This is a genomic window from Bacillus bingmayongensis (genome assembly GCF_000299035.1).
In the GTDB taxonomy this organism is placed as follows: Bacteria; Bacillota; Bacilli; order Bacillales; family Bacillaceae_G; genus Bacillus_A; species Bacillus_A bingmayongensis.
Map to the genome: position 1 here is coordinate 616,999 of NZ_JH921517.1, position 23,670 is coordinate 640,668.

Annotated in this window: 20 protein-coding genes and 1 pseudogene; 16 read left to right on the top strand and 5 right to left on the bottom strand. The window is 36.8% G+C overall.

Annotated elements, in window-relative coordinates; translation table 11 throughout:
* Positions 1 to 102 precede the first annotated feature (102 nt).
* The 13 genes from Y7E_RS0110330 to pyrE all read left to right on the top strand — a co-directional run bounded on the left by Y7E_RS0110330 (position 103) and on the right by pyrE (position 13,767).
* Positions 103 to 432, top strand: coding sequence for a TraR/DksA C4-type zinc finger protein (locus tag Y7E_RS0110330; RefSeq protein WP_017151192.1), 330 nt, complete (start codon positions 103 to 105; stop codon positions 430 to 432).
* A gap of 123 nt (positions 433 to 555) precedes the next feature.
* The gene (lspA, locus tag Y7E_RS0110335) at positions 556 to 1,014 is read left to right on the top strand and encodes a lipoprotein signal peptidase LspA (RefSeq protein ID WP_017151193.1); all 459 of its coding nucleotides are present in this window, start codon (positions 556 to 558) and stop codon (positions 1,012 to 1,014) included.
* Positions 1,015 to 1,018: 4 nt separating this feature from the next.
* Positions 1,019 to 1,927, top strand: coding sequence for an RluA family pseudouridine synthase (locus Y7E_RS0110340; RefSeq protein ID WP_017151194.1), 909 nt, complete (start codon positions 1,019 to 1,021; stop codon positions 1,925 to 1,927).
* A 204-nt stretch (positions 1,928 to 2,131) separates the two neighbouring features.
* Positions 2,132 to 2,674, top strand: a complete 543-nt coding sequence (pyrR, locus tag Y7E_RS0110345) for a bifunctional pyrimidine operon transcriptional regulator/uracil phosphoribosyltransferase (protein ID WP_017151195.1) — start codon at positions 2,132 to 2,134, stop codon at positions 2,672 to 2,674.
* Positions 2,675 to 2,821: 147 nt separating this feature from the next.
* A complete protein-coding gene (gene uraA, locus Y7E_RS0110350; protein ID WP_017151196.1) occupies positions 2,822 to 4,105 on the top strand; it encodes a uracil permease in 1,284 nt (427 codons plus the stop codon).
* 148 nt (positions 4,106 to 4,253) lie between these two features.
* Entirely contained in the window at positions 4,254 to 5,168 is a 915-nt protein-coding gene (gene pyrB, locus Y7E_RS0110355; protein WP_017151197.1) for an aspartate carbamoyltransferase, read from the top strand.
* Complete coding sequence (pyrC, locus tag Y7E_RS0110360) at positions 5,152 to 6,438, top strand: dihydroorotase (RefSeq protein ID WP_017151198.1); 1,287 nt, start codon at positions 5,152 to 5,154, stop codon at positions 6,436 to 6,438. The genes pyrB and pyrC overlap by 17 nt, the downstream gene beginning before the upstream one ends.
* Positions 6,435 to 7,532: a carbamoyl phosphate synthase small subunit gene (locus Y7E_RS0110365; RefSeq protein ID WP_017151199.1), complete on the top strand. Its 1,098-nt coding sequence runs from the start codon at positions 6,435 to 6,437 to the stop codon at positions 7,530 to 7,532. The genes pyrC and Y7E_RS0110365 overlap by 4 nt, the downstream gene beginning before the upstream one ends.
* A complete protein-coding gene (gene carB / locus Y7E_RS0110370; RefSeq protein WP_017151200.1) occupies positions 7,517 to 10,735 on the top strand; it encodes a carbamoyl-phosphate synthase large subunit in 3,219 nt (1,072 codons plus the stop codon). The genes Y7E_RS0110365 and carB overlap by 16 nt, the downstream gene beginning before the upstream one ends.
* Positions 10,732 to 11,511 (top strand): dihydroorotate oxidase B electron transfer subunit, encoded by a 780-nt coding sequence (gene pyrK, locus Y7E_RS0110375; RefSeq protein WP_017151201.1) that lies wholly within the window; start codon positions 10,732 to 10,734, stop codon positions 11,509 to 11,511. The genes carB and pyrK overlap by 4 nt, the downstream gene beginning before the upstream one ends.
* The gene (gene pyrD / locus Y7E_RS0110380; protein ID WP_017151202.1) at positions 11,508 to 12,419 is read left to right on the top strand and encodes a dihydroorotate oxidase B catalytic subunit; all 912 of its coding nucleotides are present in this window, start codon (positions 11,508 to 11,510) and stop codon (positions 12,417 to 12,419) included. The genes pyrK and pyrD overlap by 4 nt, the downstream gene beginning before the upstream one ends.
* Positions 12,420 to 12,421: 2 nt before the next feature.
* The gene (gene pyrF / locus Y7E_RS0110385; protein ID WP_017151203.1) at positions 12,422 to 13,138 is read left to right on the top strand and encodes an orotidine-5'-phosphate decarboxylase; all 717 of its coding nucleotides are present in this window, start codon (positions 12,422 to 12,424) and stop codon (positions 13,136 to 13,138) included.
* Positions 13,135 to 13,767 carry an orotate phosphoribosyltransferase gene (gene pyrE / locus Y7E_RS0110390; RefSeq protein WP_017151204.1) on the top strand — a complete coding sequence of 211 codons (633 nt, stop codon included), beginning with the start codon at positions 13,135 to 13,137 and terminating at the stop codon, positions 13,765 to 13,767. The genes pyrF and pyrE overlap by 4 nt, the downstream gene beginning before the upstream one ends.
* A 74-nt stretch (positions 13,768 to 13,841) precedes the next feature.
* On the opposite strand, the gene abc-f is transcribed toward pyrE, so the two are convergent.
* Together abc-f and Y7E_RS0110400 are read right to left on the bottom strand one after the other, a co-directional pair.
* Positions 13,842 to 15,470 (bottom strand): ribosomal protection-like ABC-F family protein, encoded by a 1,629-nt coding sequence (abc-f, locus tag Y7E_RS0110395; protein WP_017151205.1) that lies wholly within the window; start codon positions 15,468 to 15,470, stop codon positions 13,842 to 13,844.
* A gap of 630 nt (positions 15,471 to 16,100) precedes the next feature.
* On the bottom strand, positions 16,101 to 16,685 hold the full coding sequence (locus Y7E_RS0110400) for a LysE family transporter (RefSeq protein WP_017151206.1): 585 nt from the start codon (positions 16,683 to 16,685) through the stop codon (positions 16,101 to 16,103).
* A 115-nt stretch (positions 16,686 to 16,800) separates the two neighbouring features.
* Here Y7E_RS0110400 and Y7E_RS0110405 point away from each other — a divergent pair, with 115 nt between their 5' ends.
* On the top strand, positions 16,801 to 17,355 hold the full coding sequence (locus tag Y7E_RS0110405; RefSeq protein WP_017151207.1) for a helix-turn-helix domain-containing protein: 555 nt from the start codon (positions 16,801 to 16,803) through the stop codon (positions 17,353 to 17,355).
* Between the two features lie 241 nt (positions 17,356 to 17,596).
* Here Y7E_RS0110405 and Y7E_RS0110410 read toward each other — a convergent pair whose 3' ends face one another.
* The 3 genes and pseudogenes from Y7E_RS0110410 to Y7E_RS29475 form a co-directional block, all read right to left on the bottom strand.
* Positions 17,597 to 17,851, bottom strand: a complete 255-nt coding sequence (locus Y7E_RS0110410) for a YbeF family protein (protein WP_017151208.1) — start codon at positions 17,849 to 17,851, stop codon at positions 17,597 to 17,599.
* A gap of 165 nt (positions 17,852 to 18,016) precedes the next feature.
* On the bottom strand, positions 18,017 to 19,372 hold the full coding sequence (locus tag Y7E_RS0110415; protein ID WP_017151209.1) for a membrane protein: 1,356 nt from the start codon (positions 19,370 to 19,372) through the stop codon (positions 18,017 to 18,019).
* Between the two features lie 164 nt (positions 19,373 to 19,536).
* Positions 19,537 to 20,365, bottom strand: a pseudogene (locus Y7E_RS29475) (MetQ/NlpA family ABC transporter substrate-binding protein).
* Positions 20,366 to 20,781: 416 nt separating this feature from the next.
* Here Y7E_RS29475 and Y7E_RS29480 point away from each other — a divergent pair.
* Entirely contained in the window at positions 20,782 to 22,281 is a 1,500-nt protein-coding gene (locus Y7E_RS29480; RefSeq protein ID WP_017151210.1) for a 4-hydroxyphenylacetate 3-hydroxylase family protein, read from the top strand.
* The gene (locus Y7E_RS0110430; protein ID WP_034278176.1) at positions 22,235 to 23,665 is read left to right on the top strand and encodes a 4-hydroxyphenylacetate 3-hydroxylase family protein; all 1,431 of its coding nucleotides are present in this window, start codon (positions 22,235 to 22,237) and stop codon (positions 23,663 to 23,665) included. The genes Y7E_RS29480 and Y7E_RS0110430 overlap by 47 nt, the downstream gene beginning before the upstream one ends.
* The last annotated feature ends 5 nt before the right edge of the window (positions 23,666 to 23,670 follow it).

The window sequence follows — 23,670 nt, forward strand, 5'->3', positions numbered from 1 at the left end:
AGTGATTTTTAAGTACTTTCCTATGAAGGAAAAATGTGTGAGCGGTAAGTGAGAAAATTTCGGACACACTAACGGTACATTGCAGCCGGGAGGAATGTACACGTGAATGACATCTACATGGAAATCAAAGAAGAATTGCAATTGATGAAAAAAGAATTACAGGAGCGACTGGCAAAAGAAGCGATGCACACGTACCGTATGGAATTCGGACAAGAACTAGGGTATGAAATGAAGGAAGATGCGAAAAAGAAATTATTTTTACATGATATAAGAGAAGATTTAAAAGATGTTGAACGAGCATTATTTAAAATGGAAATCGACATGTATGGAATTTGTGAAGAAACTGGAAAATATATTCCTGTAAAGCAAATGCAAATGATGCCAACCGCTCGTACAATTTATGAATTTTTATATGAGAAAGTAAATGTCTGATAGGCACAACGATATTATATTACCTTTTTTCGTTTTATTTTATTCTTCCGTAAAGGTTCATTGTGAAAAGACGGTAGCTATGCTAAAATTTTGAGGTACACTGTCTTTGTGGGGGAAATGAAAATGATATATTATTTAATAGCCTTATTTGTCATTGCCATCGATCAAGTATCGAAATGGTTAATTGTAAAGAACGTGGAATTAGGTACAAGTATCCCGATTATCGATAATGTATTATACATAACATCACATCGGAATAGAGGAGCTGCCTGGGGCATTTTAGAAAATCAAATGTGGTTCTTCTATATTATTACAGTTGTTTTTGTAGGATTTATCGTATTTTATATGAAAAAGTATGCAAAAACAGATAAGCTCCTAGGGATTTCATTAGGTCTTATTTTAGGCGGAGCAATTGGCAATTTTATTGATCGTGTATTTAGACAAGAAGTGGTGGATTTCATTCACGTGTATATTTTTTCATACAACTATCCGGTATTTAACATAGCTGACTCAGCTTTATGTATTGGAGTTGTATTAATTATTATTCAAACATTATTAGAAGGAAAGAAAATGAAGGAGTAATTGAATGAGCGAAGTAGTACAAGTAACAGTTGCAGAAGAACAAAAAAATGAACGGATTGATAGATTTGTTGCTGGTGTAAACAATGAGTGGTCACGTACACAAGTGCAGCAATGGATTAAAGATGGTGTTGTAACCGTAAATGGAAATACCATCAAAGGAAATTATAAAGTAAAAGCAAATGATGAAATTGCAGTAGCAATTCCAGAACCAGAAGAGCTTGACATTTTACCAGAAGACATGAATTTAGAAGTTTATTATGAAGATGCAGATGTACTTGTTGTGAATAAGCCACGTGGTATGGTTGTACACCCAGCTCCTGGACATACAAGTGGTACACTTGTAAATGGATTAATGCATCATTGTAAGGACCTATCAGGGATTAACGGTGTAATGCGCCCTGGTATTGTTCACCGTATTGATAAAGACACGTCTGGTTTATTAATGGTTGCTAAAAATGATATGGCACATGAATCTCTTGTAAATCAGCTTGTGGCAAAAACAGTAACAAGACGATATAAGGCGATTGTTCACGGTGTAATTCCACATGATAAAGGAATAATTGATGCACCGATTGCTCGAGATAAGAAGGATCGTCAAAGCATGACGGTTGATGAAAATGGGAAACACGCTGTTACGCATTTTCAAGTATTAGAACGATTTAAAGATTTCACGCTTGTTGAATGTCGTTTAGAAACGGGACGTACACATCAAATTCGTGTTCATATGAAATATATTGGATACCCGCTTGCAGGAGATCCGAAATATGGTCCGAAAAAAACATTAGATATAAATGGACAGGCACTTCATGCAGGAATTTTAGGATTTGATCATCCTCGTACAGGCGAATATATCGAATTTGAGGCGCCAGTACCAGCAGTATTTGAAGAAGTCTTAAATGTTTTACGAAAATAGTATTGACAAAATGAGTAAAAACTGCGATACTAACAACAGTTAAATAATGATCCTTTAACACAGCCCCGTGAGGTTGAGAAGGTAACGGTTTGAAATACTTAGGGTATGCTTGTACCCTTTTTTCAAAAGTCCTCTCGAACACGTTGAGAGGACTTTTTTTATACCATCCCTCTCACGCAAGAAAAAAGCTTGGAGGTGTAGAGCATGAAAGAGAAAGCTGTCGTTTTAGATGACCAAATGATTCGCCGCGCTTTAACACGCATCAGTCATGAAATTGTGGAACGTAATAAAGGTGTTGATAATTGTGTTCTTGTCGGAATTAAAACACGTGGTATCTTTATTGCACAGCGTTTAGCAGAACGCATTGGTCAAATTGAAGGGAAAGAAATAGAAGTAGGTGAGTTAGACATCACATTGTATCGTGATGACTTAACACTACAATCTAAAAACAAAGAACCACTTGTAAAAGGTTCAGATATTCCTGTAGACATTACGAAGAAAAAAGTCATTCTTGTCGATGATGTATTATATACAGGAAGAACAGTTCGAGCAGCAATGGATGCTCTTATGGATTTAGGTAGACCATCACAAATCCAACTGGCTGTTCTTGTAGACAGAGGTCATCGTGAATTACCAATTCGCGCTGATTATGTAGGGAAGAACATTCCAACGTCAAGTGAAGAACGTATTGAAGTTGATTTGCAAGAGACAGATCAGCAAGATCGAGTAAGTATATACGATAAGTAAAGCCCTTTTAAATGTAGTCCCGTGAGGCTGCCAAAGGGTCTTGACTTTCGTATGTCAAATTTGACATACGAAAGTATAGGACTCTTTGTGCACAGGGCGCAAAGAGTTTTTTTATTGCAAAGTTTTAAACTGAAGGAGGATGTAACAATGGAGCAAAAGCCAGTGTTAGACATTCATGAAGTACCGAAACCGGGAAAATGGTTATTTTTGAGTATACAGCATTTGTTTGCGATGTTTGGATCAACAGTGCTTGTTCCGTTCCTAACAGGACTGAATCCATCAGTAGCTTTAATCTCAAGTGGGTTAGGAACACTCGCGTTTCTACTTATAACAAAAGGTCAAGTACCAGCATATCTAGGATCATCATTCGCGTTTATCGCACCGATTATAACGGCGAAGACTGCAGGGGGACCAGGAGCAGCAATGCTTGGTGGTTTACTAGCAGGACTTGTGTATATCTTGATTTCACTTGGAATTAAGAAATCGGGATCAGCGTGGATTATGAAGTTACTTCCACCGATTGTCGTTGGTCCAGTTGTAATGGTTATCGGATTAGCATTAGCGCATACAGCAGTTAATATGGCAATGAATGATGCGGATGGTAAGTATAGTTTTACACACTTCTCAGTGGCATTAGTAACACTTGCAATTACAATCATTTGCTCGATATTTGGAAGAGGATTTTTCAGTATCATACCAGTCTTACTCGGGATTATCGGAGGATATATCTTCGCTTACTTCCAAGGGCTAGTGGATTTAAAGCCAGTGGCTCAGGCAAAATGGTTTGATGTACCAGACTTTGTAGTACCATTTGTAACTTATACACCAGAGTTTTCATGGAAAATCGTACTCTTAATGGTACCAGTTGCTCTAGTGACGATTTCAGAACACATTGGGCACCAAATTGTGCTAGGAAATGTTATTAAAAGAGATTTAATTGAAAAACCAGGTTTACATCGTTCAATTTTTGGCGATGGTCTAGCCACATTAATCGCATCAGTAATTGGTGGACCACCAAATACAACATACGGTGAAAACATAGGTGTACTGGCAATTACGAGAGCTTACAGTGTATACCTATTCATCGGATCAGCGGTCTTCGCGATTATGTTCGGATTTATAGGTAAGATTTCAGCACTGATTCACTCGATTCCAACACCAGTTATGGGGGGCGTATCAATCTTACTCTTTGGAGTAATTGCATCAAGCGGTTTACGCATGATGGTAGATGATAAAACAGACTTAAGCGACAAACGAAACTTAATGATTGCATCAGTGATTCTTGTAATTGGTATTGGTGGTGCGGTACTTCATGTCGGAGAATCATTCCAAGTAGAAGGAATGGCACTTGCAGCAATTGTAGGTGTACTGTTAAATCTACTGTTACCAGAAATGAAACAAAAACAACAATCTAAGCAGATTGCTTCATAAAAACAACCTTTTAATTCAGTCATGTGAGACCGAAAAGGGTGGCTTCTTTCTTGCACCCTAGTCTCACATGACTAGGGTATTTTTATGCGAATATTGTTATATAAATACAAAAATGTTATCATAAAAATCAGAAAGATGAGGGATGACAATGAGCCATTTGTTAACGATGAGTGAATTATCGAAAGAAGAGATTTCAGAAATCCTAAAAGACGCAGAAGATTTCGCAAATGGAAGAGGTAAAAAAATAACAGAGCAAACATTTGTAGCGAACTTGTTCTTTGAAAATAGTACGAGAACAAAGTTTAGCTTTGAAGTTGCTGAGAAGAGATTAGGACTAGATGTGTTAAACTTCTCAGCAGATTCATCTAGCGTACAAAAAGGAGAAACATTATACGATACGATAAGAACACTAGAATCAATCGGAACAAAAGCAGTAGTCATCCGCCATCAGCAAGATCGCTACTTCGATGAGCTAAAAGATAAAGTAAATATTCCAATTCTAAATGCTGGCGATGGATGTGGAAATCACCCAACGCAATGTCTGTTAGATCTTTTAACAATTAAACAAGAGTTTGGAAGATTTGAAGGATTAAAGATTGCAATCGTAGGAGACATCCGCCACAGTCGAGTAGCACGCTCTAATGCTGAAGCATTAACGAAACTAGGAGCAACAATTTACTTTGCTAGCCCAGAAGAGTGGAGAGATGAAACAAACACATTCGGAACATACAAAAGCTTAGATGAACTTGTTCCAGAAGTTGATGTGATGATGTTACTTCGTGTGCAACATGAGCGTCATGATCATTATGAAACAGACATCATGAAAGAATATCATGAGCAGCACGGTTTAACAATTGAACGAGAAAAACGTATGAAACAAGGAAGCATTATTATGCATCCAGCTCCTGTAAACCGCAATGTAGAAATTGCGAGTGAACTCGTTGAGTGTGAGCGTTCTCGTATATTCAAACAGATGGAAAATGGAGTTTACGTAAGAATGGCTGTATTAAAACGCGCATTACCAAATGTATTAGGAGGAATGAAACATGAATTATTTGTTTAAAAACGGACGTTATCTAAATGAAGAAGGAAAAATCGTAGCAACAGATCTTCTTATACAAGATGGTAAAATTGCGAAAGTAGCAGAAAATATTACGGCAGATAATGCTGAAGTAATCGATGTAAACGGAAAATTAATCGCACCTGGATTAGTAGATGTACACGTTCATCTTCGCGAACCAGGTGGTGAACATAAAGAAACAATTGAAACTGGTACACTTGCAGCAGCAAAAGGTGGTTTTACAACAATTTGCGCAATGCCAAATACACGCCCAGTACCAGACAGCAAAGAACATATGGAAGACTTGCAAAAGAGAATTAAAGAAAAAGCACATGTAAATGTACTGCCATATGGCGCAATTACAATACGCCAAGCAGGTTCTGAAATGACAGACTTTGAAACATTAAAAGAACTTGGAGCATTCGCGTTTACTGATGATGGAGTAGGCGTACAAGATGCAAGCATGATGCTAGCAGCTATGAAACGTGCGGCAAAATTAAATATGGCAGTCGTTGCACACTGTGAAGAAAATACACTGATTAATAAAGGTTGTGTACATGAAGGGAAGTTTTCTAAGGAACACGGATTAAACGGTATCCCATCAGTATGTGAATCTGTACATATTGCCCGGGACATTTTACTTGCAGAAGCAGCAGATTGCCACTATCACGTATGTCACGTAAGTACAAAAGGATCTGTACGAGTGATTCGTGATGCAAAGCGTGCTGGAATTAAAGTAACAGCAGAAGTAACACCGCACCACTTAGTATTATGTGAAGATGATATTCCATCAGTTGATCCAAACTTTAAAATGAATCCGCCACTTCGAGGAAAAGAAGACCACGAAGCATTAATTGAAGGATTATTAGATGGAACAATCGATATAATCGCAACAGATCATGCACCACATGCAGCAGAAGAAAAAGCACAAGGTATTGAAAGAGCACCATTTGGAATTACTGGTTTTGAAACAGCATTCCCATTACTATATACAAACCTTGTGAAAAAAGGAATTATCACATTAGAACAATTGATTCAATTTTTAACAGAAAAGCCAGCAGATACATTTGGTTTAGAAGCAGGGCGCCTGAAAGAAGGAAGAGCCGCTGATATTACAATTATTGATTTAGAACAAGAAGAAGAGATTGATCCAACAACATTCTTATCAAAAGGAAAGAACACACCATTCGCAGGTTGGAAATGCCAAGGATGGCCGGTTATGACAGTAGTTGGCGGTAAGATCGCATGGCAAAAGGAGAGTGCATTAGTATGAAAAGACAGCTTATCTTAGAAGATGGAACAGTATTAATTGGAAAAGGTTTCGGCGGAGAAATTGAAAAATCAGGTGAGGTCGTATTTACAACAGGAATGACAGGATACCAAGAAACATTATCTGATCCATCATACTGCGGTCAAATTGTAACATTTACGTACCCATTAATCGGAAACTACGGAATTAACCGTGACGACTTTGAATCGATTCAGCCATCTGTACACGGCTTAATCGTAAATGAAATTTGTGATCACCCATCGAACTTCCGTAATGAAATTTCATTAGATGAGTATTTAAAAGGAAGAAACATTCCAGGACTTGCAGGAATTGATACTAGAAAATTAACACGAAAAATTCGTCAATATGGAACATTACGCGGACGTCTTTGTAACATGGATGCAGATGTAGACTATATCGTAAGTCAATTAAAAGCAACAGTCTTTACAGATCATGTAAAACGCGTATCAACAAAAGATCCATATCCAAGCCCAGGCCGTGGCTACCGCGTTGTACTTGTGGACTTTGGAATGAAGCACGGTATTTTGCGCGAACTAAATAAACGTGACTGTGATGTAATCGTTGTGCCCTACAATACATCAGCAGAAGAAATTTTACGCCTTAGCCCAGATGGAATTATGTTAAGTAATGGGCCTGGAGATCCAAAAGATGTACCAGAAGCAATCGAAATGTTAAAAGACATTATCGGTAAAGTTCCTTTATTCGGGATTTGCCTAGGACATCAATTGTTTGCTCTAGCATCTGGTGCGAATACAAGTAAGTTGAAATTCGGTCACCGTGGTTTAAATCATCCAGTAAAACATCTTGCAACTGGAAAAGTAGCAATTACATCTCAAAACCATGGTTATGCAGTAGAAGAAGAATCAGTTAAAAATACAGAGCTTGAAATTACACATGTTGCTTTAAATGATGGAACAGTAGAAGGGCTTCGTCATACGAAGTTCCCAGCATTTACAGTACAATACCATCCAGAAGCTTCAGCAGGACCAGAAGATGCAAATGATTTATTCGAAGATTTCTTAGCAATGATTGAAAACTTCAAGAAAGAAGGGGAAGAGTTATGCCAAAACGCCTAGACATTAACACAATTTTAGTAATCGGATCAGGACCAATTGTAATTGGGCAAGCAGCGGAGTTTGACTACTCTGGTACACAAGCTTGTCAATCTCTTAAAGAGGAAGGTTACAAAGTAATCCTTGTTAACTCTAACCCAGCAACAATTATGACGGATACTGCAACAGCAGATAAAGTATACATTGAGCCATTAACATTAGAATTCGTAAGCCGTATTATTCGTAAAGAACGTCCAGATGCAATCTTACCAACATTAGGTGGTCAAACAGGTTTAAACATGGCTGTTGAACTTGCAAAATCAGGCGTACTTGACGAGTGCGGAGTTGAAATTTTAGGAACAAAATTATCAGCAATCGAGCAAGCGGAAGATCGTGATTTATTCCGTACCTTAATGCAAGATTTAAATGAACCAACACCACCAAGTGAAATTATTCATAACCTTGATGAAGCATATGAATTCGTAAAAGAAATCGGTTATCCAGTAATTGTTCGTCCAGCATTCACATTAGGAGGAACTGGCGGCGGTATTTGCCATAACGAAGAAGAGTTAATTGAAATCGTAACAAGTGGTTTAAAACATAGCCCAGTAACACAATGTTTATTAGAGAAAAGTATTGCTGGCTGTAAGGAAATTGAATATGAAGTAATGCGTGATTCAAATGATAACGCAATCGTAGTATGTAACATGGAAAATATCGACCCAGTTGGGGTTCACACAGGTGATTCTATCGTTGTAGCACCGAGCCAAACGTTAAGTGACCGTGAATATCAAATGTTACGTAACACATCATTACGAATCATTCGTGCATTAGGAATTGAAGGTGGATGTAACGTTCAGCTTGCACTTGATCCACATAGCTTCCAATACTATGTAATCGAAGTAAACCCACGTGTAAGTCGTTCATCTGCACTAGCATCTAAAGCAACTGGATATCCAATTGCGAAATTAGCAGCGAAAATTGCAGTCGGCTTAACATTAGATGAAATTGTAAACCCAGTAACACAAAAAACATATGCTTGCTTCGAGCCAGCATTAGACTATGTTGTTTCAAAAATTCCACGTTGGCCATTTGATAAGTTTGAATCAGCGAACAGAACGCTTGGTACACAGATGAAGGCAACTGGTGAAGTTATGTCAATCGGACGTAACTTAGAGGAATCACTATTAAAAGCAGTTCGCTCTTTAGAGCTTGGTATTTACCACCTAGAGTTAGATCACTTAAAAGAGCTTGACAAAGAAACGATGAAAAAACGCATTATTAAAGCGGATGATGAGCGACTGTTCGTTGTAGCAGAAGCGATTCGCCAAGGTGTAACGAAAGAAGAAATCAACTCTTGGTGTGAAATGGACTTCTTCTTCTTACAAAAAGTTGAAAACATCGTAAACATGGAACGCGAAGTAAAAGCGAATGTAGGAAATAAGGAAGTATTACAATCTGCGAAAGAAATGGGCTTTAGTGATCACTACATTGCAGCTGCTTGGAATAAAACTGAGCGCGAAATTTACGATATGCGTAAAGAAAATAATATGACACCAGTATTCAAAATGGTAGATACTTGTGCGGCAGAGTTTGAATCTGCAACACCTTACTACTACAGCACATATGGTGATGAGAATGAATCAATTGTAACAGATCGTAAAAGTGTAGTTGTACTAGGATCTGGTCCAATCCGTATCGGTCAAGGTGTGGAGTTTGACTACGCAACAGTTCACTCAGTATGGGCAATTAAAGAGGCTGGATATGAAGCAATCATCATTAACAACAATCCAGAAACTGTTTCAACAGACTTCAGTATTTCTGACAAATTATACTTTGAACCATTAACAATCGAAGATGTAATGCACATCATTGATTTAGAACAGCCAGAAGGTGTTATCGTTCAGTTCGGTGGACAAACGGCAATTAACTTAGCGGCGAAGTTAGAAGAACACGGTGTGAAAATTTTAGGAACATCACTTGAGGATTTAGACCGTGCAGAAGATCGTGATAAATTCGAAGCTGCATTAACACAACTAGGTATCCCACAACCAGTTGGTAAAACAGCAACAACTGTAGAACAAGCGGTAGCAATCGCTGAAGAAATTGGTTACCCAGTATTAGTAAGACCGTCTTACGTACTAGGCGGACGTGCGATGGAAATCGTATATCGTCAAGAAGAACTACTGCACTACATGAAAAATGCAGTTAAAGTTCATGCGGATCACCCAGTATTAATCGACCGTTATATGGTTGGTAAAGAAATTGAAGTAGATGCAATTTCAGATGGTGAGAATGTATTTATTCCAGGTATTATGGAACATATTGAGCGCGCTGGAGTTCACTCTGGGGATTCAATTGGAGTATATCCACCACAAAGCTTATCTGAGAAACTAAAAGAACAAATTATTGAACATACAATTGCACTTGGAAAAGGTTTGAATATTGTTGGATTACTAAATATCCAGTTTGTAGTATTCAAAGATCAAGTGTATGTAATTGAAGTAAATCCACGTGCGAGCCGTACAGTACCATTCTTAAGTAAAATTACAGGCGTACCGATGGCGAATGTTGCAACGAAAGTTATTTTAGGTCAAAACCTTGTAGAACAAGGATATGGAACTGGATATCACCCAGAAGAGAAGGAAGTGTATGTGAAAGCTCCAGTATTCTCGTTTGCGAAACTACGCTCAGTTGATACAACATTAGGACCTGAAATGAAATCAACAGGGGAAGTAATGGGTAAAGACTTAACACTTGAAAAAGCATTATACAAAGGGCTAGTTGCTTCTGGAATTAACATTCCAACGCACGGATCAGTAATCATTACTGTAGCGGATAAAGATAAAGAAGAAGCGATGGAAATTGCAAAACGTTTCCACGAAATCGGCTATAACTTATTAGCAACAGCGGGAACAGCAAAATCCTTAACAGAGAAAAATATTCCAGTGCAAGTTGTAAACAAAATTGATTCTGAAGACTACAACTTACTTGATATTATCCGTCAAGGAAAAGCACAGTTTGTAATCAATACATTAACAAAAGGAAAACAACCAGCGCGTGATGGTTTCCGCATTCGCCGTGAATCAGTAGAAAATGGTGTGGCTTGCTTAACATCACTTGATACAACAAGAGCAATCTTACGAGTATTAGAATCTATGACATTCTCAGCTCATTCAATGAAAGAAATTACGCAAACAAAGCGTCACGAGGTGGTACATGCATGATGCAAAAGCAAAATATGATCGTCGTTAATCAAAAAGAAATCGCAAAAAACATTTACGAATTAGTGCTTCAAGGAACTTTAGTACAGCAAATGAACGAACCAGGGCAGTTTGTACACATTAAGGTAGCAGAGGGCATTGCGCCCCTTCTGCGCCGCCCAATTAGTATTTGTAATGTAGATCAAGAGAAGAACGAATTTACAATGCTATATCGTGCGGAGGGACAAGGGACAAAAACATTAGCGACTAGAAAACAGGGTGAAATGGTAGACGTATTAGGACCATTAGGCCATGGATTTCCTGTAGAAGAAGCAGAAGCTGGACAAACAGCTTTATTAGTAGGCGGGGGAATTGGTGTACCACCACTTTATGAATTATCACAGCGCCTCGTTGCAAAAGGTGTACGTGTGATTCACATCTTAGGTTTTCAAACGAAAGATGTTGTTTTCTATGAAGAAAAATTTGCAGAACTTGGTGATACGTACGTTGCAACAGTCGATGGTACACATGGTACAAAAGGATTTGTAACAGATGTAATCGATAATTATGGAATCGACTTTGACATTTTATATTCATGTGGACCTTTAGCGATGCTTCGTGCATTAGAAGGACGTTACAAAGAGAGAAAAGCCTATATTTCATTAGAGGAACGTATGGGTTGTGGTATTGGAGCTTGTTTCGCATGTGTATGCCATTTGAAAGAAGATCCAAGTGGACATTCTTACAAGAAGGTGTGTAGCGACGGACCAGTATTTCCAATCGGGGAGGTTGTACTATGAACAGATTGCAAGTTGAATTACCGGGATTATCATTAAAAAATCCAATTATACCGGCATCTGGATGCTTTGGGTTTGGTCGTGAATATGCACAGTTTTACGATTTAAGTGTACTCGGATCAATCATGATTAAAGCGACGACAGAACAACCACGCTATGGAAATCCAACGCCTCGTGTTGCTGAAACACCGGGCGGAATGTTAAATGCAATCGGACTTCAAAACCCAGGTTTAGAAAAAGTAATGAATTCTGAATTACCATGGTTAGAACAATTTGATCTCCCAATTATTGCGAACGTTGCAGGTTCACAAGCTGAGGATTATGTAGCGGTTGCAAAGGAAATTTCTAAAGCGCCTAATGTCCATGCACTAGAATTAAATATTTCTTGTCCAAACGTAAAAACAGGTGGTATCGCCTTTGGTACAAATCCTGAAGTTGCTGCTGATTTAACGAAGCGAGTAAAAGAGGTTTCTGAAGTGCCTGTATACGTGAAGTTGTCACCGAACGTGGCAAACATTGTGGAAATTGCAAAAGCGATTGAAAATGCAGGTGCAGACGGTTTAACGATGATTAATACATTGCTTGGTATGCGTCTAGATTTAAAAACAGCTAAACCAATTTTAGCAAACCGTACAGGTGGATTATCAGGTCCTGCGATTAAGCCAGTAGCAATTCGTATGGTACATGAAGTAAGCCAAGCGGTTAACATTCCAATTATCGGAATGGGCGGTATTGAAACAGCGGAAGATGTAATTGAATTCTTCTACGCTGGCGCAAGTGCAGTTGCAGTTGGTACAGCGAACTTTGTAGATCCGTTCGTATGTCCAACAATTATTGAAGAATTACCAGCATTATTAGATGAGTTAGGGTTTGAACACATTTCGGAATGCCAGGGAAGGAGCTGGAAATAATCATGTCACAGTCACTAATCGTTGCACTGGATTTTCCAGGTAAGGCAGAGGTAGAACAGTTTTTAGGCCATTTTGAAGGGGAACAGTTATTTGTCAAAGTTGGTATGGAGCTATTCTATAAAGAGGGACCTGCTATTATTACGTACCTAAAAGAAAAAGGGCATCAAATTTTTCTAGATTTAAAGCTTCATGATATTCCGAATACAGTAAAAAGCGCAATGCGCAGCCTAGCTAGTCTAGATGTTGATATGGTAAATGTTCATGCTGCTGGGGGAAGCAGCATGATGAAAGCTGCGCTTGAGGGATTAGAGGAAGGTAAGCCAGAAGGAAAAGAGAGACCGATTTGTATTGCAGTTACACAACTAACAAGCACTTCGGAAGCTATGATGAAAAAAGAGATTGGTATTGAGAAAACGTTAGAAGAAGCGGTTGCTCATTATGCAAAATTAACGAAAGAAAGTGGACTTGATGGCGTTGTATGTTCAACGTTAGAAGTACCAAAGTTACGTGAAGTATGTGGACCTGGATTTGTAACAGTAACACCGGGGATTCGTCTTGCAAGTGATGACGTAAATGATCAAGTGCGCGTGGCAACACCGAAACGTGCGAGGGAACTTGGTTCAAGCTACATCGTAGTAGGACGTAGTATTACAAAAGCAGAAAATCCGCTTGAAGCGTATAAAACAGTAAAACAACAGTGGGAAGGTGTAACAATATGAAAAAGGGAATCGCATCGCATTTATTAGAAATTGGAGCAGTATTTTTACAACCGAATGATCCATTTACTTGGTCTTCTGGTATGAAATCACCAATTTATTGTGATAATCGTTTAACTTTATCTTATCCAAAAGTACGCCAGGCAATTGCAGCTGGATTAGAAGAGTTAATTAAAGAACACTTCCCAACTGTAGAAGTTATTGCAGGAACAGCAACTGCTGGTATTGCACACGCAGCATGGGTAAGCGATCGTATGGATTTACCAATGTGCTACGTACGTAGTAAAGCAAAAGGTCACGGTAAAGGAAATCAAATCGAAGGAAAAGCTGAAAAGGGTCAAAAAGTAGTAGTAGTAGAAGACTTAATTTCAACTGGCGGTAGTGCAATTACATGTGTAGAAGCACTTCGTGAAGCAGGTTGTGAAGTATTAGGAATCGTATCAATCTTCACATACGAGCTTGAAGCAGGAAAAGAAAAACTAGCAGCAGCAAACGTAGTATCATATTCTTTAAGCGACTACAGCACATTAACTGAAGTTGCAGCAGAAAAAGGTATGATCGGACAAGCTGAAACGAAGAAATTACAAGAATGGCGTAAAAATCCAGCTGATGAGGCTTGGATTACAGCGTAATGATAAAAAAACGACCGCGGGGGGAAACGCGGTCGTTTTTTAATAGGGATAGATGAATATTGTCTTACCTTTTATTAAAGTTCTTTTATTTGTTTCGTAAGTTCTTTAAATCTTTTATCAAGTTCCGTGTATGCTTCATCTTTAGGAGTTAGGAAGCTAAGTTTTCCTAAAACTTCTTGTCGTTCTGTTTCAAGCTTTAAACGTAGTTCAACGAGATTATCTCTTTTTTGAGATGTTTCTTTCGACTGTTTTTGTATGCTATTGTTTGAAAACACCAATCTGCTGGTAGTCGTTTTTTCAAGGAAGTATCGATCATGTGAAACAACAAGCAGTGTACCATTATATTGTGCTAATGTATTCTCAAGCTGTTCACGTGAAGGTAAGTCAAGGTGATTTGTTGGCTCATCTAAAATAAGCACATCTTTTTCATCTAATATATATGTCATCAGCTTACACTTTACACGCTCTCCCATACTCATGTGCTTGATTGGTTCTGTCCATTGAGAAGATTTAAATCCTAAATGATTCATTAAACTTTGTACTTTTCCTCTTTCTTCAAAAGTCTCTTTATAAAATAATTGTTCTGGTGTTTTTTCAAGAGGTAAATCAAATACTTCTTGTGTTAAATAACCAACATTTGCAGATGGTGAAATCCATACTTCACCTTCAACAGTTTCATGTCCCATAATCACCTTCAATAATGTTGTTTTTCCACAACCATTAGGACCCATTATTGCAATCTTTTCACCATGTTGAATTGTAAAATTAACTTTTTCAAATAATGTCCGTTCCTCAAAACATTTTTTTAATTGTTTTACTTCTAAAAAACGTTTTCCTACCTTTTTATTTGTTTGAATTGAAAACTCTACAATAGGGTCCGGCTTGACACGGTCTGTTTTCATCTTTTCAAGTTCTTTTTCAAGACGTTTTTGTTTCGACTTTACTTGTGCATCTGTTCGCTTTGCTTTGACACGATAATATTCTTTAAAACCCTCTTTTTTTGTCGACTGTGCATGTGCTTTTTGCGACCATGATGATAATTCTTTCATTTGTGATTCTATACGTTCAATATTTTTTTGTTGTTTTTCATATTCGCGCTGCTGGGTGAGCCTCTTTTGCTCTCGAGCTTGCATATAACTCGTGTAATTTCCTTTATGCTCAATTAGTTTTTTATCTTCTATCGACCAAATTCTTGTTGCAACAGTATCTAAGAAATAACGATCATGCGATACAACGATAATTGTTCCACTAGTGCTTTTTATCTGTTCAATAAGAAATTCTGTACTTTTTTCATCTAAATGATTCGTCGGTTCATCTAGTATTAGAAGGTTTGTTCCTTTCGCAAATCCTTTGGCGAGTCGGATTTTAAGCTTTTCGCCACCACTTAACTTATGAAAATCGTTTGCTGGTACGCCCCATTTTGCATGAAGTTCCGCTTCTACTGCTGAGATTTCGTTAGATGTAAACCCCTCTGTTTCTTGTTCAACATATGCCATTGTGACATTCGTCTGTTGCCAGTCTAATTTCCCTTTTGTTGGTTCTATTTTTCCATTTATTAATTGTAGCAAAGTGGATTTTCCAGCACCATTTTTTCCTATGACGCCGATAATATCTCCTTGTTTCACCGTAATGTTCATTTGTTCTAATAGAGTATTTTCCATTATTTCCACACAAACATCTTTTATTTTTAAAAGTTCCCTCATATTATCTATTCCTTTCTTTAAAAGGAGAACAAAAAATCCTCCCAATTAAATTCGGCAGGATTAGTCGTTATATTATTTATACCCAAATAAGCTATTGTATGAAATAGCGTTCCTTTCTTATGGAAAATGGGCAGACTAATCCTATTTTTTATAAATTGAAATATCAAATTCCAACATTTAAAAATAAGATTAGTTAATCATCGTCCACCCATCATCCTTTCCGGCATTAGTAATGATATTGTAGCACGGTAATGTTGTATTAGTAAATGAGATTATTTGTAGTACAAAAAAGAAAGATAAGAAAAAGTACATTTATCCTAGCTTGATAGTAATGGGGAGCATCAAAGAAACACAAATTTCGTACGCTAAGGAATTTGTGTTTCAAAAAATTTAGCTTTATCGTACGCTAAAAAAGTTCCCCAAAATCATTTGTAGCAACTTTTAAGGTGTTTTTTTGCAAAATACGAAATGGATAGTTATGTTGATTAAAAGAAGGAATTGTGAAGAGTGGTACTTAAGCGAATGGAGCAGGATAGTTGAATAACTCTCAAGTTTGACTAAAACAAGTGACTCAATAGACTAAATTGAATCACTTGTTTTCTTTTAAATAACATTGTTCAAGTATTTACTCTATTTGACAAGAATTGAAAAAGCACTAAATACCAATAAAACTGCCATAATTATATTAAACTGTTGTCGGTATTGTAATAAGAGCTTTTGAAAAACCGAGCCAAATAGACTCCAACTAAACGTACTCATTAAACCAACCATTCCTAAAAATAATGAGAAAAGAAGATAGCTGGAATATGAATTGTAATAGGGGAGAATAAAGGTTGTTACTACTGTAAGCCCAAAAAGAATACCTTTCGGATTAATAAATTGTAACAAGATACCTATTAAGAAAAAGTTTCTATTACCTTCATCATTTTCGCCCGTATTCTCTTTACTGGTAAGTATTTTAAAAGCCAAGTATAACATATAACCTACACCCAAAATGGTTAAAGGAAATTCAATGATTGGTATAACACTTGTAAGTATAATATTAAAAAAGCTACACAATAATGTAAGAACAAAAAATCCAAAACTTACTCCTAAACAAAATGTAAATGTTTTCTTTAATCCATGTTTATTCGCAAATGTCATTGCCATGATATTATTGGGACCTGGAGTAAAACTGCTAATAAAAACAAATAACAAAAATGAAAATAAAGGCATTTTTGGACCTCTCTTTCACTGGTGTATGTTATAATGTCCAAAATGAACAATATAACGTTGTGCTTTTTATTATACATAACGGTCGTTATAATGTATATATTATAGGAGTGATTTTATGGAGGAAATTCAGCTTATTCTTGCAAAGAATTTAAAAGCTATCAGAGAGAAGGAAAAATTAAGTTTGGAAAAGGTCTCTCAATTAAGTGGAGTAAGCAAAACGATGATAGGACAAATTGAAAGAGGAGAGTCAAGTCCAACTCTTACAACGATTTGGAAGATAGCGAATGGATTAAAAATTTCCTTTACTTCCCTAATAAATAATCCACAGCCTGATACGACAGTTGTTTTAAGAAATGAAATTCAAGTACTGTCTGAAGACAATGGAAGGTATAGAGTCTATCCTTACTTTCCCTTCCAAGAGGATAGACGCTTTGAAGTTTACTCTGTTGAAATTGAAAAAGAAGGGATATTAAGTTCTGATTCCCATAGAGAAGGAACTGAGGAATTTATCACTGTTTTTGATGGAGAAGTAACGATTCATGTTAGTGAATGCAAATATAAATTAAAAAGCGGTGATTCAATCAGATTTAAGGCTGATAGACCTCACACATATTATAATTCTGGAGAAACATTAACTCGATTAAGTATGACGATATATTATCCAAGCTAACAAGTAACCTAAAAAATCGACTTTCTTAACATAAAGGAAGTCGATTTTTTATCATTTTAACCGAGAAGACCCCCTCCTCTAAACGAAGTGGAGGTGGGGGGAGTTCAATAGGAGAATGTTTAATTAATCATTTCTTTTTCGTAATGGTCACTTGTATATGAAGAAATAGGACTATCTAATAGAAGTCCTGAATTTTTACTAATTGTCAATACTATGCCTTAAAAGAACTTAAATAAAAATATTAGTATTTTCCCTCTACAGCTTCATATCCCTTTACAAATAATAAAGTTATATAAGAAACGATAAATGAGAAAATGCTATACATGCCAACCCAAAAGAAAAAGGATGGGGTAAACAATGTAACTCCTAATATTAGAAATATAGCAAACGTTACAATTGGCATTACGTAATACGTTCTTGTTCTACGTGTTCCAATTATTGAAACAATAAAGATAAGCAATGGACAAATAAATAAGACGAAAATTAATTCACTCATGGTCATGTCCCCTTTTCTTACGAAGTAATATGTTTTTCGTAAACGTTTTGGAATAATTGTTGTTCTAATATAATTTCGGTAGATGGTTTAGAATCCCTTTATGAAATCAGTATATTTTAACAATTCACAAGAGAAAACCGTAAGTAAAGAAAATCTTGCTTACGGTTATAAAAGAAACATCGCTAAAATTGTAGTAACAAATAATCCGATAACAACCGGTATAAAATTTCGCCGTGCAAGTTCAAATGGATCTACTTTACAAATTGCTGCTGCCGGAATAAGCGCCCAAGGAATTAAGGTGCCGCCTCCAGTCCAAATGGCAGCTACTTGTCCAAGTGCTGTTCCAAAAAGATTTGCAATAGAGCCGGCAAGAGAAATACCAGAGAATCCAGAGCCGTCTAAACCGGTGATAACACCAACACCGGTCAACGTAATGGCAGAGACATATTGATTAAGAGGAACAGTTTGTGAAATGGCAACACCTAAATCATTAATAATTCCATGCGATCCTTTTGGTAAATAGTCTCCAATAATTTTGACAAAACCGCTGTCGCCTAAGTAAAAAAGTGAAGCAATGGGAATGACGGGACCGAAAATTTTAAAGCCAAATTGGAGCCCTTGGATAAAATAATCAGTTGTTTTTTCAAATCCTTTTCCTCTATATGCAATGAGGGAAATGATGATAATCATTACAACCGTTGTTCCACCAATAAGTGCTGTTGCATCACTTCCTTGTAAATGAAATTGAATCATACACAGAATATCAATAGCATAAATGATAGGAATACAAATTGCGAGCCATCTTTTGACCCGAGGAGTAAGAGAAGTGAGGGTTTTAGATAATGCAGTTGACTCTACATGGCTTGTATGCAGCGAACATGTTTGAAATTCTTTTCGTAAGAAGAAAAAGGCGACAGAGGTTGTAACAACACCCATAACGATAACAAGAAGAACACTGGCAGAAACAACGCTGGAAACAGGAAGACCAGCAGCATCGGCTGTTAATTTTGGAGCGCCTTGAATAACGAAATCCCCAGATAAAGCAATCCCGTGTCCGAATAAGTTCATGGCAATCGCCACACCGATTGGTGGAAGACCGACGCGAACGGCAACTGGTAACAAAATTGCTCCCATTAACGCAACGGCAGGAGGTGGCCAAAAGAAGAAAGAAATCGTCATCATTAAGAGACCGATAATCCAGTAGGCAAGAGTAGGGGTACGAATCATTTTTGTAAATGGTGAAATCATCGTATCGTTTATTCCGGTATGCACGAGTAAATTGCTCATCGAAACAATAATAGAGATGATTAAAATTGTTGGTAGTAGTTCGGTAATGGCATAGATAAGACTTTGAAAAATCCCGCTAACAGCAAGAGGAATAGAATGTGTTGCGGTTAGAGCTAATAAAAAGATAAAAACAATACAAATGATTGTCGTATCTTTTCGGAGAATAAAAAAGGTGATAATTGTAAGTAAACAAAGAATATAGAGGGTGTGCAGAAGCGTTAATTCTACTCCCATTATGCTCACATCCTTTAGGCGTTCGTGTAGTTTAGTTTATGAAGAGATTGGGAGTGTGTGAGTGTAGGAAGAAAATATATAGTTTCATGCACTTTAATAATGAAAGAAAAAAGGCATCATCACGATTGTTGAATAGATAATGCCTTATTAAAGGGATGTATTCGTTATTTCATATAGTCAGGTTTCCAGAAACCTTTAAAAGAAGGATCTGTTTCAATAAGTTTTTTAAACTCTGGAGAGTGATAGGCTTCAATAATGTCTTTTACAAATTGTTTATTTTTATCTTCTTGACGGACTGCTACTAAATTTTGATATTCAAAAGGCGGGTCTTCAATTGCTAAGGCTTCGCTAATTTTAATACCGGATGCAATTGCGAAGTTCCCGTTGATTAAAGCATAATCAGCATCGTCTAATGATCTTGGTAACTGTGGTTGTTCAAGAGTTGTAAAAGAAAAATCTTTATTTCTTTTTGATATATTTTGCTCAGATACAGTAAGAGGATTGATGTTTTAGAGTTAACCAATTAACTTCTTCAAGAATTCGAAGGCCGCGTGCGAAATTTACCGGGTCGTTTGGTGCGGTGATTTTAATTTTACTATTCACCTCATCTAGTGATTTATGTTTTTTTGAATATAAGCCCATTGGTGCAGTAGGGACTTTTAACACTTCAGATAAGTTCAATTTGTTTTCTTTAGTAAAAGCTTTAAAATAGGCTGTGTGTTGGAATATATTTACATCTAATTCGCCTTTTGATAATGCGAAGTTTGGTTGAACAATATCATTAAATTCTACAATAGAAATTTTATATCCCTTTTTTTCTAAATAGGGTTTAATAACTTTTCGTACTTGGTCACTATATGGACCAGGAGTAAATCCAAATACTAACTCTTTTTTAGTAGATACATTTGTAGAAGCGGTTTTACTTGTTTCTAAATTGGAAGTACAACCAATGAGTAAAAGTAACATAACAATAGAAATCAATAGTCTTTTCATTTGTGGCATCATTTCCTTTCTTTGTTATTTTTTTATTGAGCTGGAGATTGTCTGTGGATTGGTGAAATATTTCAAGCACATAAACGTATAAAAAGAAAAGAGGTATGAATATATTTCATACCTCTGGTGATCCAGTCAGAATCAAATTTCAGTAAACATATGTATTTAATTGGTTTAAATGTATTATAAAAGGGAATCTATTCATATTGCAACTATTTATTTGGAAAATTATTCATTTGATTTTATTTTAATGACAAAACATTCTAATAATTCTTACTTGACACCTCTGTTTTATTGGTATTAGAATGGAACAAAGTTATTTATTAAGTATAAAATCTGCTGACTGGAGAGCCAGAGGCCTTTCGTATATATACACGAAAGGCCTCTTTATTTTGGTTGAAGGAGGAGTCTATGTAGTGACCAAATCAATTGGGAAAAGTTTCATAGAAAGCTTAGATGATAATCGATCTGTTTGGATAAGTGGTCGTAGAATTCAATCTGTTTCTAGTAATTTAGCTTTTAAAGGAACGTTACAAACGTTAAGCTCTTTAATGAATACGTTAGAAAATCCATCTACTCAAAAAATAGTAGGGCACGTCAGTCCTAAAACAGGAAGTTACGTTCACAATGCTTTTTTAGTACCGAAGAATCATGAAGATTTAAAAAGAAGAAAAGCAGCTTTTGAGTTATGGGCGAGCCAAACTTACGGTGTGATGAGTAGATTATCAGAATATGCAAGGTCTCTTGTAACGGGTTTGTATGCATCTAAATCGTATTTTCAGATGTTTGATTCTCAGTTTTCGGATAAAATAACGGAATATTTCGATAAATCTCGCGATGAAAATAGGATGATTACGACAGCTATATTAGATCCGCAAATAGATAGATCAACAGATATTTATAATCAAAAGGATGATGTGATTTTACGTGTTATCCGTGAAACAAAGGATGGGATTGTAATACGAGGGGCTAAAATGATTGCGACAGCAGCCCCTTATTCTCATGATGTGATTATTATGCCGCATCAGCGTTTAAAGGATGAAGATATTTCAACTACAAATTTACTGATTGTACCTCTTAATTTACCTGGGATTCATATCGTATGTCGTGAATCGTTTGCAGAGCAAGAAGCAAATCGATTGCCTTTAAGTGCTAGATTTGAAGAAATGGATGCAGTGTTGATTTTTGATGATGTACTTGTCCCTTGGGAGAGAGTGTTGATTCGTGGGAATGCAAAAGGAGTATGGCAAGCACAGCGACAGCAAAAAACAAATGAATTAGCGAACCATCAAACTGTTGTAAGATTGGTGAAAAAGTTAGAGTTTGTGACAGGAGTAGCCATTGCTGTTGCGGAGTCAATCGGAGCGGATCATTTCTTACATGTACAAGAAAAGCTCGGAGAACTGATTATGCAAGTAGAAAGCATTTCAGCTTTATTGACTGCGTCTGAAGTAAATGCGAAGTTAAATGAATTCGGTGTATTTGTCCCAGATGCAACCCCATTGTATACTGCTAGAAATTTAGGAACTCGTTTTTATCCACGTGCATTAGAAGTAATACAACAAATCGGAGCTGGCGGATTGATTCAAATACCTTCCGGAAACATCGGGGAATTTAGTGAAATAGATGAATTGATTCATAAATATTTTAAAGGGAAAAATATTGAGGCGGAGCAGCGGGTTCAATTATTTCGTCTTGCTTGGGACTTAGTAGGAAGTGAACTGGGATCTCGGCATGAATTATATGAAAGGTTTTATACAGGAGATCCAGTCCGGATGTTTGCTTTTCAATATGAAATGTATGACAAACAAGTCCTTCATAAAAGAATAGAGGATGCGCTTCGGGTGTTTCATAAACAAGTAAAGGAGGATGAAACAAGTGGGTTACGGTCAAAAATATCTATCCCGTTTAAATGATGGTCGTAATGTTTGGTTACAGGGAGAACTTGTAAAAAATATAGACACTCATCCAGCTTTTGAGGGGACAATTCAAACTTTTGCAAAGCTTCTAGATATGCAGAATCACGCAGAAACAAGAGATAAACTTACTTTTATTTTAGATGAAAATAAGGATAGAGCAAATCTTGCGTTTTTGGTACCTAAAACTACTGAGGATTTGGCAAGAAAAAGAGAGGCTTATAAAGTATGGTCTGATGCTACTTTTGGTGTGATGAGTAGACTTTCAGAATATTCACGTTCGCTCATTACAGGATGGTATGCAAGTAGACATCGTTTGGGGAAAAATGTGAATCATTTCGCTGAAAAGATAGAGCGGTACTATCAAAAAAGTTGTGTGCTTGATTTGTTATCTACAACAGCAGTACACGATCCACAAATTGATCGTTCGAAAAAAGCATCAGAAATGATAGATCCTTATACGATGGTCAGGATTGTAAAGGAAACAGAGGATGGAATAGTTGTTCGAGGTGCAAAAATGATTGCAACAGCAGCTCCATATGTAGATGAATTACTTGTTTTTCCATATCATAAAAGACCACAAGAAGACACTCGATATGCAACAATGTTCGCTGTCTCTGTAAATACACCTGGTGTCCATATTGTATGCCGTGAATCATTTGCCTCCGAATATGAAGAGGATCATCCTTTAAGTGCCCGTTTTGATGAGATGGATTCGGTAGTGATTTTTGAAGATGTATTAATTCCATGGGAAAGAGTGTTTATTAAAGATGATCCGGAAGCTATTTGGAAGACACGGACAGATCCTGTTGTCTCCGCTTTAAGCCAACATCAAACGGTTGTTAGGCTTATTAGTAAATTGGAGTTTATTACAGCTTTAGGAAATGAAATTGCGGTATCTATTGGTGTTACACAGTTCTTGCATGTGAAAGAAAAGTTAGCAGAATTGATTATGCAGCTTGAAACTATAAAGGCATTGCTTCTAACAGCAGAGCATCAAGCAAAAATTTATGAAGGAATATTTTTACCAGCAATTGTACCATTAACAACTGCTAGAAATTTAGGAACTCGCTTTTATCCACGGGCTATTGAAATCTTACAGCAAATTGGCGCAGGTGGGTTATTACAATTACCATCTGAATTGCAAGAGTTACAAGGGCCTATTGGTCATCTACTTCATCGATACTATAACGGTGCAGACCGTAATGCAGAGAAGAAAGTGCGACTGTTCAAATTAGCTTGGGATATCATTGGTAGTCCACTTGGTGCACGGCATGAGTTGTATGAAAGATATTATTCAGGTGACCCAGTTCGGACGTTTGCAGCTCAGTATCAAGGATATGATACGAAAAAGCTCACAAAACAACTAACACCATTTCTTTGAAGAGG